Below are 13,000 nucleotides of genomic sequence, written 5' to 3'. Positions count from 1 at the left end.
CCCTCATGATCGAGTTCGACGTCTACCTCGCCATCACGGCCCTGAGCGTGCTGGTGATCTGCTCCTACGTGTTCCAGTTGATCAGCACGAAGACCCGGATCCCCACGGTGCTCATGCTCCTGCTGCTCGGGGTGGGCATCCGCGAGCTGCTCACCTCCCTCGACCGGCACGTCGAGGTGCCGCTCGACTTCATCCAGTTCTTCGGGGTGCTCGGGCTCATCCTCATCCTGCTCGAGGCCGGGCTCGACCTGAACGTCTCCCGGCGCAAGCTGCCGCTCGTGCGGCGGGCGACGGCGTCCGCGCTGTTCGTGCTGGCGATCTCGATCACCGGGATCGCCGCGGTCGTCCACGCCCTGCTCGACCAGCCGTGGCTGACCAGCTTCGTCTACGCCGCGCCGCTCGCGGTCATCAGCTCGACCATCGTGGCCTCGAGCATCGGCTACCTGAGCGAGGACAAGCGCGAGTTCCTCACCTACGAGTCCGCGCTGTCGGACATCTTCGGGATCCTGCTGTTCAACGTGCTCGTGGCCGGCGGCGGGTTCTCGATCGGGCTCGTCGCGCTCAACGTGGGCAGCATCGCGCTGGCGCTCGTGGTCTCGGTGATCGTGTCGGTGCTGCTCGTCGTGCTGCTCGCGAAGGTCAAGGTGCACATCAAGGCCTTCCTCATCCACCCGGTGCTCATGCTCGTGTACGCGCTCGGGCACCTCTTCAACACCCCGACCCTGCTCACCGTGCTCATCTTCGGGCTCATCATCAACAACTGGGGGCAGAGCCGGCATCGGCCGCTGCACCGCTACCTCGACCCGGGCTCGGTGGAGCGGGCGACCGAGACGATCAAGTCCGTCACGAGCGAGTCGGCCTTCCTCGTGCGCACGGTGTTCTTCACCCTGTTCGGGTACACGATCGACGTGCGGGTGCTCGGGGACGGGCGCGTCGTGGCGGTCGGGGCCGCGATCGTGGCCACGATCTTCGCCGCCCGGTACGTGTACCTGCGGATCTTCGTGCGCCACCACGTGCTGCCCGAGCTGTTCTTCGCCCCGCGCGGGCTCGTGACGGTCGTGCTGTTCTACTCGATCCCCGCGAGCATGACCGTCAACGCCTTCAGCGACGGGATCGTGTTCTTCGTGGTCGTGGCCACGACCCTCGTCATGACCGTCGGAAGCCTGTGGTTCACCCCCCGCGAGGCCACCCGGCGGGTCGAGGACGCCCGGAGCGCCCGGGAGGGTGAGGGCGCCCTCGCCGCCCGCGCGGGGGCAGACGGCGAGGGCGAGCCGGCGGGAGTCAGCGCAGCGGCGCCCGGAACCGGTCGAGCATGAGCCAGACGAAGCCGGCGGTGATGACCGTGCCGCTGAGCGCGTGCACGAACCCGAACCACCTGCTCACCTCGAAGCCGAGCCCGACGAGCATTCCCTGCACCGCGAAGAGCAGCACGGCGAGCACGAGCGGGATCACCCACGACTTCCAGCCCGAGCGGGCCAGGAGGCCGGTGACGAGCACGAGCAGGGCGAGGTAGCCGAGCACGGTTCCGAGCTCGCCGTGCGGGGCGAAGGCGGCCCGGGTGGCGTCCTCGCCGCCGCCCGCGGCCTGGGCGCCCCAGAATCCCAGGGCGGCGAAGCCGATCTGGAGCGCGCACAGCACGACGCCGAGCAGCGCGAGCCAGCGCTGTGCCGTGTCGAATCCGCTCCGGTACCCCGCGACGGCGGGGACCGGCGCGGGCTCGTGGCCGGCACGATTTCTTGTTGCGGTGGTCATGACGACTCCTTCCACGGTGGCGTGGCGGCGTCTCCGCCGCGCCCGAAGACCATGCCGGCGGTTCCGTCGACCTCGACGGGCTCGCCGTCGCGCAGCGTGGACGTCGCGGCGACCGTTCCCAGGACCGCCGGGATCCCGTATTCCCGGGCCACGATGGCCGCGTGGGAGAGCTCGCCGCCGATGTCCGTCACGAGCGCTCCCGCGAGCGGGAACAGCGCCGACCAGGCCGGATCGGTCATGCGCGTGACGAGGACCTCCCCGCCGCGCAGCGTGCCCGCGTCCGCCTCGCCGTCGACGATGCGCACGGCCCCGCGGTAGCGGCCGGGGGAGCCCGGGATTCCGGTGAGGATCGGGACGGCTCCGTTCCGGGGCGCGGGCCGGGTGGGCCCGTGTGCGGGTCGGTGTGCGGGTCGTGTCGGCGGGTCGGAGCCCGGTCCGGCCGGCCGCCCGGCCCGTGCCCACAGCATCGCCTCGTTCACGAGCCGGGCGCGGCGGGGCAGCCCGCGCAGGTCCGGCGGGCCGGGACTCGGGCCGCCGAGCACGGCCGGCCCCGGATGCGCACGCGTCCAGGCACGCTCGGCCCGGGCCGTCGCGACCGCCGCCCGCAGGTCGGCGCCCCCGCCCTCGACGGCGGCGAGGAGATCGTCCAGCCCGAGGTCGACGACGTCGTGCGCGCGGTCGATCCGCCCCTGGCGGGCCAGGCCGCGCCCGGCCGCGAGCGCCGCCTCGTGGACGAGCCCGCCGCACTGCGAGCCGGTCCAGAAGGCGACCTCCTCCCGCAGCCCGTGGGCGGCCTCGGCCGCCGCGAGGGCGGCGTCGAACTTCCGCCGGGCCCGCACCGCCAGCCCGGACCGGGCCTGCGCCACGGCGCGCCGGCGCGCGCTGCGGACCGACTCGACGCGGCCGGAGGCGGCCGCCGGATCGGTGAGCAGCAGCGCGCGCACGAGGTCGGGCCGGTCCGCGAGCACGCCCGAACCGGGGTCGTCGTTCAGGCAGGACCGGGCGTACCGGTGCAGCCAGTCGGCATAGTCCCGCGCGAGGTCGGGGGACGTCTCGGCGAGCACCGCGGCCACCTCCTCGCCCGCCGCGACCCGCGCGCGGGCGCCCGGATGCTCCGCCAGTCGCTCGCCGATGCGGGCGAGGGCGAGGGATCCCGCGGAGGTCGCCGGTGAGGCGCCGGCGAGCAGCCGCAGGCAGGCGCGATCGTCGTAGCCGAGCAGGCGCCGGCACACCCGCACGAAGGCGTAGACCGGGACGATGCCCGGCACGGTGAGGTCGAAGTGCAGCCGCATCGCCCGGGCGAACAGGTCCCTGCTGTCGCGCAGGTGTGCGGCGAGGCCCGGGCCGTCCAGGCCGCCGGTCGCCACCGCGCGGAGCGTCTCGAGCCGGTGCTCCAGGTCGGGCCGGTCGATCTCGCGCCAGCGGGCGACGGCCGCCGCGACGGCGGTGGGGGAGGCGTGCACGCGCGCGGCGCGCATCCGCCGGCGCAGCGCCGTGCGGGCGAGCACGGTCAGGAGGAGCGGGTGGGGCGGGGCGCCGGTCCCGTCGCCGGCCAGGGGGACCATCCGTTGGTACAGCTCACCGCCGATCGAGCGGCACTCCACCCTGCCGATGAGGCCGCCGTAGCGCCGGAACGCGGCGCTCAGCCCGTCCGCCACGGCGCGGGTGGCCAGGGAGGCCCCGAGCGCGGTCATCGGTTCCGCATACCGCTCGGTCTCCTTCGTCCACGTCCCGGGCAGGTGCGCGGGCCGCGGCGGCCGTGGCAGCGCCGTGATGGGCCGCGCCTGCAGCACGACGAGCCGGCCGGCGTCCATGGCCCACTCGACGTCGGCCGGCGCGCCGATGATCGCCTCGATCCGTGCCGCCAGGTCGGCGATCGCCCGGGCCTGCTCGGCCGTGAGGGCCTGGAGCGAGGCCCGCTCGGCGAGGGCCGCCCCGCCGGTCACCCGCCACCGGTCGGGCGTGACGAGGCCGGCGGCGAGGCGATCCCCGAGTCCCGGCACGGCCGAGACGACGGCGACGTCCCGGTCACCGGTGACCGGGTCGGCCGAGAAGGCCACCCCGGCCACGTCCGGGTCGAGTTGGCGCTGCACGAGCACGGCCATCCCGCCGGCTCCGGCCGGCCCCGGCGTGTCCGCCCCCACCCGGGTGGAGGCGGCGGATTCCCAGCACGCGCGGACCGCCGCGCGCAGCCTGTCCTCGCCGCGGACCCCGAGCACGGTCCGGTACAGGCCCGCGTGGGACGCGAGCGGGCCGTCCTCGACGACGGCCGAGGACCGGACGGCCAGCGTCGCACCTGCGAAGTGGGCGGCGATGGCGTGGACGGCCGCCCCCACGGCGGGCGGGACGGGCAGCGGCCGGCGAGCTGCCTCGTCCACAGGCGGGTGCAGGGCCGCGAGCGCCAGCGCGTCCCGGTGGGCCTCCGTGCTGAGCACGAGCCCCTCCGGCACGGCGATCCCCGCCGCGACGAGCCGTGCCAGGCCCGCGGCCTTCGCGCCGAGCCGGGAGACCACATCGGCCGCATCGGGCTCCTCGGCCGAGCCCGGGTGCCGTTCGGGCGTGCTGCTGCCCGCCAGGGATGCGACGTACCCGGCCGCGCCCGGGCGTTCGACGTCGCCGGGCGGGAGGATTCGGTTCGTGGTCACGGTTCAAGCGTGCGCCCCATCGCGCGCCGCCGGTATCGGTCGAACTACGTAATCGACCCGTTCGACCCGTTCGACCGCTCGAGCAGGCCGGAGTCGGCGAGGTAGCGGGTGAGTGCGGCCCGGGAGCCGAGGCCGAGTCGCTGATAGACGTGGTCGAGATGCGAGGTCACCGTGCGCGGGCTGATGAACAGCGCGGTCGCGACCTCGGCGTTCGTGCGCCCCTCCGCGACGAGGCGGGCCACCTCCAGTTCCCGCCGGCTCAGCCGCACGGGTTCGGCGGGTGCCGGTCCGGGGCCCGCGGGCGGGCCGCTCGGCGACTCGGCGGCGAGTGGGTCGAGGTCGCGCAGCAGCGCGCGTGCCCGCCGGGCGTGGTCGCGCGCGCCCAGCTGTGAGAACACGGCGAGTGCGTCGCCGGCGAGGTGGGCGGCCTCCTCCGCGGGGGAGTCGGCGCCCGCGTGCGTCCACCGGGCCAGGTCGAGGCGGGCGCGGGCGGCCAGGAAGGGGAGCCCGAGGGCGTCGAAGCCGTCGATGCTGCCGCGCAGCAGCGCCTGGGCGCGGTCGAGGGTGGAACGATCCGGGCGGCCGGCGGGCGACCCGGGCGCCGGGATCGGCAGGCAGGCGGCGTCGATTCCGGCGGCGACGGCCGCGGGAAACGCGGTGCCGCAGGACCAGGCGCGGACCTGGTCCGCCAGCGCCGCCGCGGCGGCCGGGTCCGTGACGGCGAGGGCCTCGCCCAGCACCAGGGCGGGGGCGAACGGATACCAGCTCGCGGTGAGGTCGGCCAGCGGCGCGCCCACCCGCGCCGCCTCGCGCGCGTTCCCGCGGGCGAGGGCGAGGGCCGCGCCGGCCGTGCACACCGCGATCGACGGGCGCGGCTCGCCTCGGGTGGACCGGGCCTGGAGCGCGCGGGCCCGGGCGAGCAGGCCGTCCGCCTCCGGTAGCGAGCCGCGCAGCACGAGCAGCCAGGCGTGCATGCCCAGCGCGCTGAGCAGTCCCCGGCGATCGCCGATCCGGGTGGCGACCGCGAGCACGTCGGCGCCGGCGCGCAGCGCCCGGTCCCAGTTGCCGCCGAGGAGGTCGGCCAGGATCAGCCGCATCCGCGGCCACACGGCCATCGTCTCCACGCCGAGGCTCTCGCCGATCTCCAGGCCGGCGGTGCTGCGGCGCCGCAGCTCCGGGATGTCCCCGGCGATGCTCGCGATCACGGAGAGCTGGTCGAGCGCGCGGGCCTCGAGCACGGGGTCGCCGGTCGCGCGGGCCAGGTCGAGTGCCCGCGTGTTCCCCGTGCGCGCGGCGCCCAGGTCGCGGGCGAGCGTGTCGCCGGCGGCCTCGACGAGCCACAGCCGGATGCGCAGCCCGGGGTCGTGGAGGCGGGCCGCGATCGGGCGGAGCCGATCGGCCAGCTCCGGCACGATCGCGACGTCGCCGTCGCGCACGGCGACGAGCATGCGCGAATACAGCACCTCGGCGAGCTCGCGGGAGGGTTCGAGCCCGGCCTGCGCGCGGGTCGCGGCCTCGAAGTGGTCGGCGGCCACGGCCCCCTCGCCGTCACCCCAGGCCAGCAGGGCCAGCTTCCGGTGGGCGCGGGTGATGTCACCCGCGTCACCTCGCCGCCGGGAGTGGCGCAGGGCCGCGCGCCACTGGGCGACCGCCTCGTCGCGCCGGCTCGCCTGGAGCGCCAGGTCGCCGAGTTCGACGAGCAGGCCCGCCTGCTCGGAGTCCGGGGAGAGGTCGCGGGCCGCGCGGAGGTAGCGGGCGGCCTCGTCGATCGCGCCGAGGCCGCGTGCCCGCCGGGCGGCCCCGATCACGACGGCCGGATCGGTGAGCGAGCCGCTCCGCAGCAGGTGGTCGGCGATGCGGGGGTCGTCGGGATCGTGGGCGCGCAGGGCGCGGGCGAGTTCGCCGTGCCGGCGCCGCCGGGTGGCCGGGACCATCTCCGCGACGAGGGCCTCCCGCAGGAGGCCGTGGGCGAGTCTCGACGCACCGTCGTCGCCGGTGACCACGAGCAGGCGCCGCTCGAGCCGTTCGAGCAGCTCGTCCAGCGGGGTCGAGAAGGGGGCGCGCGCCCCGGAGTCGGGGCGGGCGGCCGCTGCGAGCACGGCGTGCCCGGGGTGCGTCCCGGCCAGGGCGAGGAGCTCGAGGAGGTGACGTTCGTCGTCCGTGAGCCCGGCGAGCCGGACCGCCAGCCGGGCCCGCAGGTCTCCGGGCAGCGGCGCGCCCGAGCCGGCGAGGCGCGGCGGATCGCTCGAGCGGAGATCGGCGGCCACGGCCGTGAGCAGCAGCGGCACGCCCGCGCACGCCTCGAGCACGCGCACCGTCAGCTCGGGATCGACCGGCGGTCCCAGGGCGCCGGTGAGGAGGCGGCGGGAGTCGGAATCCGTGAGCGCCTCGAGCCGGAGGTGCTCCTGCGACCAGGTGCCCGCGGCGAGGCGCGCGAGCAGCCGCATGGACCGGGTGTGGTGCGGCTCGTCGGCGCGGGTGGTCACGACGAGCAGGAGCCGGCGGCCCTCGATCGTCACGGCGAGGTGAGCCAGGAAGGCGGCGCTCTCGGGATCGAGGGCGTGGGCGTCGTCGATGAGGAGGGCGAGCGGGGCCCGCCGGGTGAGGCGGTCTGTGAGGCGGGTGAGGCCGTCGACGATGCGCAGCCGCTCCAGGGCCGGGTCGTCGAGGGGCCGGGGTGCGCCGAGCCCGGCGATGACCGGAGCGAGCTGGTCCAGGCCCCGCAGCAGGCTCGCGTGCTCCGGCGGCGGGACGGCCCGCAGAAGCCCGCCGAACAACGACACGACGGGGGCGTAGGCGAGGTCGTCGCCGGCCTCGTCGGCGCGGCCGATGCCGGTGAGGAATCCGGCACGGCGGGCGAGCGTGAGGGCCTCCGCGCCGAGCCGGCTCGTGCCGATCCCGGGCGGGCCGCTCAGCACCACGGCGACCGGATCGCCGGCTGCGGCACGGGCCAGGGCCGCCTGGATCCGGCCGAGCTCGGCGGCGCGCCCCACGAGCGGGAGGGCGCGCACGACCGCCCCGTCGGCATCGCCCCGGCCGCGATCGCGCACAATTCAGGTATGGCACAGCCGCACCGGGGCGGTCAACGGAGCCCGGCGCTGGAGCCGGATGCCGGATCCCGGCACCGGAGCCCGGATCGGCCCCTGGCGCCGCCCGAACGCCCGGCGTACGCTCGTGGCTGCAGGCAGGAGGGTCGAGATGGCGCACAGTATTCGCAGATGGGCACCGGCCGGGGCGGTCGCGCTCGTCGTCGCCGCCTCGGGGGCCTGGGTCGACGCCGGGTCGGGGGTCGCCACCCAGAATCTGCCCGAGCGCGACGCCGGCGAGGTGCTCGCGCTGCTCGCGGGGCACGATCACGAGCCATTCAGCGCGAGCTTCGAGACGACCAGCGACCTCGGGCTGCCCGCGCTGCCCACGAACATCCCGGGTGCCGACTCCGGGGCGCTGTCGGCGCTCTCGGCGCTCACGGGCGACCACGAGGGTCGGGTCTTCGTGGGCGAGAAGGGGCAGGCCCGCGTGCAGGTCTTCGAGGACTTCGGCGAGCGGGACCTCATCACGAACGGCACTGAGGCCTGGTACTTCGACTCCGGCGACAACTCGGTGGTGCACGTGAGCGCGCCCAGCGGTGCCGGGCATGCCGATGAGAACTCCGGTACGCCGGGCACGCAGGCGCTCCAGGTCACGCCCGAGGCGCTCGCCGCCCGCGTGCTCGCGGCGGTCGACCCGAGCACGCAGGTGAGTGTGGACGGCACCGGTTCGGTCGCGGGCCGCGCCGCCTACGACCTCGTGCTCACCCCGCGCACCGCCGACACGCTCGTGGGGCGGGTCGCGGTCGCGGTCGACGGCGATACGGGCATCCCGCTGCGCGTCGCGATCACCCCGCGTGGCGCGGACCGGCCCGCGCTCGAGGCCGCGTTCACCTCCTTCGACCTCGGCGCCCCCGACGCCGGCCTGTTCTCGTTCACCCCGCCCGCCGGGGCGACCGTGACCGAGCAGGAGCTTCCGGCTCTCCCCGACGGGCATGGAGTGGCCGATGGGCATGGACGGGGCGATATGCACGCGACGGGCGATGCGCCCGGAGCCGCGCGGCCGACGGTCGTCGGCGACGGCTGGGCCGCGGTGCTCGAGCTCCCGGCCGGCACAGTCGGGTCCGACGCGTTCGCCGCCGGCGGTCTCGCCGACCAGCTGACCACCAAGGTCGACGGCGGCCGCGCCCTCGAGACCTCCCTGGCCACGATCCTGTTCACAGACGACGGCCGGGTGCTCCTCGGCGCCGTCCCGCTCGACCGGCTCCAGGCGGCCGAATGAGCCCTGCCGCCGGCCCGGCGGTCGAGACCTCCGGGCTGACGAAGCGATTCGGCCGCCAGGTCGCCGTCGACGGGCTCGACCTGGCGGTGCCGCGCGGGAGCGTGTTCGGCTTCCTCGGCCCGAACGGCTCCGGCAAGACCACGACCATCCGGCTGCTGCTGGGCCTCGCGGCCGCGACCGCCGGCACCGCCCGCGTGCTCGGCTCCGAGGTGCCGCGCGGGCTGCCGGACGCCCTGCCTCGGGTCGGCGCCCTGATCGAGGGGCCCGCGTTCTATCCGTTCCTCGGCGGCGCCGCGAACCTGCGCCGGCTCGACGCGGCCGATCCCCGCGCGAACCCGCGCACGCGCGCGGTCCGCGTGGCAGGCGCGCTCGACCGGGTCGGGCTGTCCGCCGCCGCCCGCAAGAAGGTGCGCGCCTACTCCCTCGGGATGAAGCAGCGCCTGAGCATCGCCGCGGCCCTGCTCACCCCGCGCGAGCTCGTCGTGCTCGACGAGCCCACGAACGGGCTCGACCCGCAGGGGACCCGGGAGGTGCGCCGGCTCATCCGCTCGCTTGCGGACGACGGAGCCACCGTTCTCGTGTCGAGTCACCTGCTCGCCGAGGTCGAGCAGGTGTGCAGCCACGCCGCGATCATGCAGGACGGCGCGCTGCGGGCCCAGGGCACCCTGTCCGACCTGCGGGCGGCCCGCCGGCCCCGGGTGCGGGTGCGGACCCCGGATCGCGAGCAGGCGGCCGGGATCCTCGCCGGCCTCGGTCTCCGGGTGGTGCAGGGCGCGCCCGGGGATCCGCCGGACCTGCTCGCCGAAGCCGCCGGGCCGGCCGAGGATTCCGGGTCTGCTCGGTCTGCCGGGTCTGCCGGGTCTGCCGGGTCTGCTGAGGGTGCCGGGTCTGCTGAGGGTGCCGAGCTTGCTGGGTCCGTCGAGTCGGTCGGGGAGCTGCCAGAGCCCGAGCTGCTCGTCGCCGCGCTCGTGGGCGCCGGGGTGCGGGTGCGCGGCTTCGAGGTCCTCACCCCCTCCCTCGAGGAACTGTTCGTGGGCCTGACCGGCGAGGGCTTCGATGTCACCCGGTGAACCCGCGGTGGGGGCTGCGCGCCGAGCCGCCGTGGCTACCGGAGACGCCGTGGGCGCCCGGCGCGGCCGGGTCGGGTCGCTGTTCGCCTCGGAGGTCGGCCTGCTGTTCCGGCGCGGGCGCACGTGGGCGATGCTCGCGGCCCTGGCCGTGATCCCGGTGCTGCTCGCGCTCGTGGTGTACTTCTCCGCGGAGCCGCCCGGGCCCGGCGAGGGGCCGCCCTTCCTCGACCGGGTCACCCAGAACGGCATGTTCGTGGCGGTCACGGCCCTCGTGGTCACAACCCCGCTGTTCCTGCCGCTCACGATCGCGGCCACCGCGGGCGACACGATCGCGGGGGAGGCCGCCCACGGCACTCTTCGCTACCTGCTCGCGGCCCCGGCCGGCCGCGGGAGGCTGCTGCTCGTCAAGTACGGCGCGGCGGCGCTCTTCTGTGTCGCGGCCCCGGCCGTGGTGCTCGTCGCCGGATGGGTCGTCGGCCTCGTGCTCTTCGGCGCGGGCCCGGTCACCCTCGTGTCGGGGGACGTGGCCTCCACCGGCGAGGCGCTCGTGCGCACGCTGCTGGTGGCGGCGCACGTCGCGATCTCGATGCTCGGCCTGGCCGCGATCGGGCTGTTCATCTCCACGCTCACGGACGTGCCCGTCGGAGCGATGGCGGCCACGGCCGTGCTCGCCGTCGTCGCCCAGGTGCTCGGCCAACTCGACCAGCTCGCCTGGCTGCACCCCTGGCTCTTCTCGCACTACTGGTTCTCGTCGGTCGACCTGCTCCGGGAACCGATCAGCTGGGGCTCCTTCACCGATAACGCGCTCCTGCAGGCGGGCTACGTCGCCTTCTTCGGCGCGCTCGCGTACGGCCGGTTCGCCACGAAGGACGTCCTCTCCTGACCCTGGGACGGATGCGCCCCAGCAGGCCTCGCTGCCACGATCGGCCCTATGCGCCTCGTGCGCGCCGGCCGAGCCGGACCAGGGTCACGACGGCGGCGAGGGTGAGGGCCGCGATGGCCGCCGCGAAGACCAGACTCGCCGAGCGCAGATCCCAGGCCGTGGCCAGGAGCCCCACGAGCACCACCGGCAGCGAGAGGCCGACATAGCCGATCACGAAGAACGTCGACATCGCTTCGGCGCGCCGGTCGGGCGGACTGGCCGCCGTGATCGCCGCGACCGCGGCCCGGAACGTGATCCCGTGGCCGACGCCCACCACGACGTTCGTGACGACCAGCGCCGCGAGTGAGGCGGTCAGGAGCGAGCCGGCGAAGGCCGCCAACCCCGCCAGGAGCACGAGGCAGCCCGTCGGGAGGGCGGCCGGACCGGTGAACCTCGCCAGGGACACCTGCCCCAGGGCGGACCCGGCGAACATCGAGAACAGCAGCAGCCCGGCCAGGGCCGGGCTCGAATCGTCGAGAAGTTGCCGCAGGATCGCGGGCTCGATCGCGGTGAGCAATCCGAAGACCGAGAACGCGGCGAAGCCGACGAGGGCGGCCGGCAGGAACGCCGCCCGCGCCTGGTGAGGAACGCTGAGGCGCTGGGGAGGTGGCAGGCGGCGTCGCACGTGCCCCACGGTTTCGGGCATGAGCCACACCGCCGCGAATGCGAGCACGAGCAGCGCCAGATGGGCGGCGTAGGGCAGGCGCAGCGGTGCCGGTGCCCAGGCGGCGAGGAATCCGGCCAGGAGCGGCCCGAAGCCGAGGCCGAGCATGTTCACGGTGGTGGCCACGAGGGCGGCTCGTGGTCGAAGCTCGGGGCGCGCGAGTTCGATGATCGCCACGGTCGCGGTGCCGGTGAAGATGCCCGCGGAGACTCCCGAGAGCACGCGCCCGGCGAACAGGATCGCCGGTCCCGTGCCGAGGAGGAACACGAGCCCGGAGGCGGCGGCCGCGGCCAGCCCGGCCAGAAGCATCGGACGGCGGCCCACCGAGTCCGAGGCGCGGCCGAGCAGCATGAGGGCGGCGAGCACCCCGGTGGCATAGACCGCATAGATGAGCGTGGTCATCAGGTTCGAGAACGAGAAGAGCTGCTCGTACAACGGATACAACGGTGTGGGCAACGTGGTGCCCACCATGACGATCCCGAACGCGAACGCCACCCCGGGCAGCGCGACCTGCGGGGGAAGGGCTCGCCGAGCAGTGGTCCTCACGGGGATCGAGGGTAGCGCCGACGTCTCGCTCGCGACGTACCGACCGGCCGTGGGCGCCGGTGGAGGGCCGCCACCGCCGAGCGGGCCGATTCCGTCGACCGCCGAGGGCCGGCTCCGCCGCGCTGTCTGCGCCGACGGCGGGGACTGTCATGACACCCCGGCGACCTCGACGTGGTGGTGGAGGGCGTCGCGTACGAACCGGGCGCCCTCGGGCGAGCGACGGGTGTAGTTCTTCGCGAACCTGGGGTCGGCCACGTACATGTCCGCGAGGTCGCGAACGACCTCGGCCGTCAGCTCCCGGCCCTGCCAGGCCGAGCGCAGCCAGGCAAGGTGCCGGGCCGCGACCTGCTGAGCCGCGGGAGAGGTGGGCGGCGCGCCCGAGGCGATGACGTCGTCCCAACTCGAGTTGAGGTGCGCGACCTCACGGCGGAAGCCGTCCTTCTCCGGCTCGCCGAGGCCCTCCCACCAGCGGTTGGAGCGGTCGGCGGCCTCGTCTCCCCAGCGCTCGCGGACCTCGGCGTCGTAGACGGTGTGGTCGAATCCGTTGAACATCTCTTCCGGCATGAGGGTCTCTCCATTCTCGAGGGCGGCGATCGTGGTGTCGACCGCGCGTCGTTGGTCGTTGATGCGGGCGCTCTCGCGCTCGAGGCTCTCCCGCTGCTCGCGCAGGGCGAGGAGGTCGTCGGTCTGGCCGGCGAGCAACTCCTTGATGCGTGCGAGCGGGATGCCCAGCTCGCGCCACAGCAGGATGCGCTGCAGGCGCACGAGGGCGGCCCGGTCGTAGTGGCGCAGCCCGCCCGGGCCGGTCGTCGTGGGGCGAAGCAGGCCGATGCGGTCGTAGTGGCGCAGGGTGCGGGAGGTGAGGCCGGTCGCGCGGACCACCTCGTGGATTGAGTGCATGGGCTCCTGCCTCGTCGGGATCGGTTGATCGATGCTGCACGACCAGGTGTACCGGTTGACGTTACGGGCTCTTCACAATCCAGGGTGTAGTTGGGGTCTGAATCCGCCGGCCTCGAGTAGTGATCTGGCGATGTAGTTGGTGAGGTTGCGGAAGCCGAGGGCGGAGCCGCGGAGGTGTTCGAGGCGCCCGTTG

9 protein-coding genes are annotated in these 13,000 nt (G+C 75.1%); 4 read left to right on the top strand and 5 right to left on the bottom strand.

Annotated elements, in window-relative coordinates; genetic code table 11:
* The first annotated feature begins 5 nt into the window (after nucleotides 1–5).
* Nucleotides 6–1,316: a cation:proton antiporter gene (locus GCG21_RS11470; RefSeq protein ID WP_152909829.1), complete on the top strand. Its 1,311-nt coding sequence runs from the start codon at nucleotides 6–8 to the stop codon at nucleotides 1,314–1,316.
* On the opposite strand, the gene GCG21_RS11465 is transcribed toward GCG21_RS11470, so the two are convergent.
* From GCG21_RS11465 to GCG21_RS17295, 3 genes are read right to left on the bottom strand one after another with little or no spacing between them, the layout of a single operon-like run.
* Nucleotides 1,282–1,752, bottom strand: a complete 471-nt coding sequence (locus GCG21_RS11465; RefSeq protein ID WP_152909828.1) for a hypothetical protein — start codon at nucleotides 1,750–1,752, stop codon at nucleotides 1,282–1,284. The two genes, GCG21_RS11470 and GCG21_RS11465, sit on opposite strands and share 35 nt — an antisense overlap.
* The gene (locus GCG21_RS11460) at nucleotides 1,749–4,397 is read right to left on the bottom strand and encodes a PEP/pyruvate-binding domain-containing protein (RefSeq protein WP_152909827.1); all 2,649 of its coding nucleotides are present in this window, start codon (nucleotides 4,395–4,397) and stop codon (nucleotides 1,749–1,751) included. Before GCG21_RS11460 ends, GCG21_RS11465 begins: the two co-directional genes overlap by 4 nt.
* A 44-nt stretch (nucleotides 4,398–4,441) precedes the next feature.
* On the bottom strand, nucleotides 4,442–7,447 hold the full coding sequence (locus tag GCG21_RS17295) for a LuxR family transcriptional regulator (protein ID WP_152909826.1): 3,006 nt from the start codon (nucleotides 7,445–7,447) through the stop codon (nucleotides 4,442–4,444).
* A gap of 148 nt (nucleotides 7,448–7,595) precedes the next feature.
* Here GCG21_RS17295 and GCG21_RS11450 point away from each other — a divergent pair, with 148 nt between their 5' ends.
* The 3 genes from GCG21_RS11450 to GCG21_RS11440 are packed head-to-tail and all read left to right on the top strand — an operon-like array spanning nucleotide 7,596 to nucleotide 10,658.
* Nucleotides 7,596–8,705, top strand: coding sequence for a DUF2092 domain-containing protein (locus GCG21_RS11450; protein ID WP_152909825.1), 1,110 nt, complete (start codon nucleotides 7,596–7,598; stop codon nucleotides 8,703–8,705).
* Entirely contained in the window at nucleotides 8,702–9,775 is a 1,074-nt protein-coding gene (locus GCG21_RS11445) for an ABC transporter ATP-binding protein (protein ID WP_152909824.1), read from the top strand. The genes GCG21_RS11450 and GCG21_RS11445 overlap by 4 nt, the downstream gene beginning before the upstream one ends.
* On the top strand, nucleotides 9,762–10,658 hold the full coding sequence (locus GCG21_RS11440) for an ABC transporter permease (RefSeq protein WP_152909823.1): 897 nt from the start codon (nucleotides 9,762–9,764) through the stop codon (nucleotides 10,656–10,658). Before GCG21_RS11445 ends, GCG21_RS11440 begins: the two co-directional genes overlap by 14 nt.
* Before the next feature lie 46 nt (nucleotides 10,659–10,704).
* On the opposite strand, the gene GCG21_RS11435 is transcribed toward GCG21_RS11440, so the two are convergent.
* On the bottom strand, nucleotides 10,705–11,907 hold the full coding sequence (locus tag GCG21_RS11435) for an MFS transporter (RefSeq protein ID WP_228759877.1): 1,203 nt from the start codon (nucleotides 11,905–11,907) through the stop codon (nucleotides 10,705–10,707).
* A gap of 147 nt (nucleotides 11,908–12,054) precedes the next feature.
* Nucleotides 12,055–12,807, bottom strand: a complete 753-nt coding sequence (locus GCG21_RS11430; protein ID WP_152909822.1) for a MerR family transcriptional regulator — start codon at nucleotides 12,805–12,807, stop codon at nucleotides 12,055–12,057.
* Between the last annotated feature and the right edge of the window lie 193 nt (nucleotides 12,808–13,000).

Source organism: Pseudactinotalea sp. HY160, from assembly GCF_009372055.1.
GTDB lineage: Bacteria > Actinomycetota > Actinomycetes > Actinomycetales > Beutenbergiaceae > HY158.
This window is presented reverse-complemented; position numbering and strand designations above follow the sequence as displayed.

Bases quoted from the DNA above. Each gene is read 5' to 3' on its own strand.
- GCG21_RS11470 (WP_152909829.1), top strand. From the start codon at position 6: ATGATCGAGTTCGACGTCTACCTCGCCATCACGGCCCTGAGCGTGCTG.
- GCG21_RS11465 (WP_152909828.1), bottom strand. From the start codon at position 1,752: ATGACCACCGCAACAAGAAATCGTGCCGGCCACGAGCCCGCGCCGGTC.
- GCG21_RS11450 (WP_152909825.1), top strand. From the start codon at position 7,596: ATGGCGCACAGTATTCGCAGATGGGCACCGGCCGGGGCGGTCGCGCTC.
- GCG21_RS11445 (WP_152909824.1), top strand. From the start codon at position 8,702: ATGAGCCCTGCCGCCGGCCCGGCGGTCGAGACCTCCGGGCTGACGAAG.
- GCG21_RS11440 (WP_152909823.1), top strand. From the start codon at position 9,762: ATGTCACCCGGTGAACCCGCGGTGGGGGCTGCGCGCCGAGCCGCCGTG.
- GCG21_RS11430 (WP_152909822.1), bottom strand. From the start codon at position 12,807: ATGCACTCAATCCACGAGGTGGTCCGCGCGACCGGCCTCACCTCCCGC.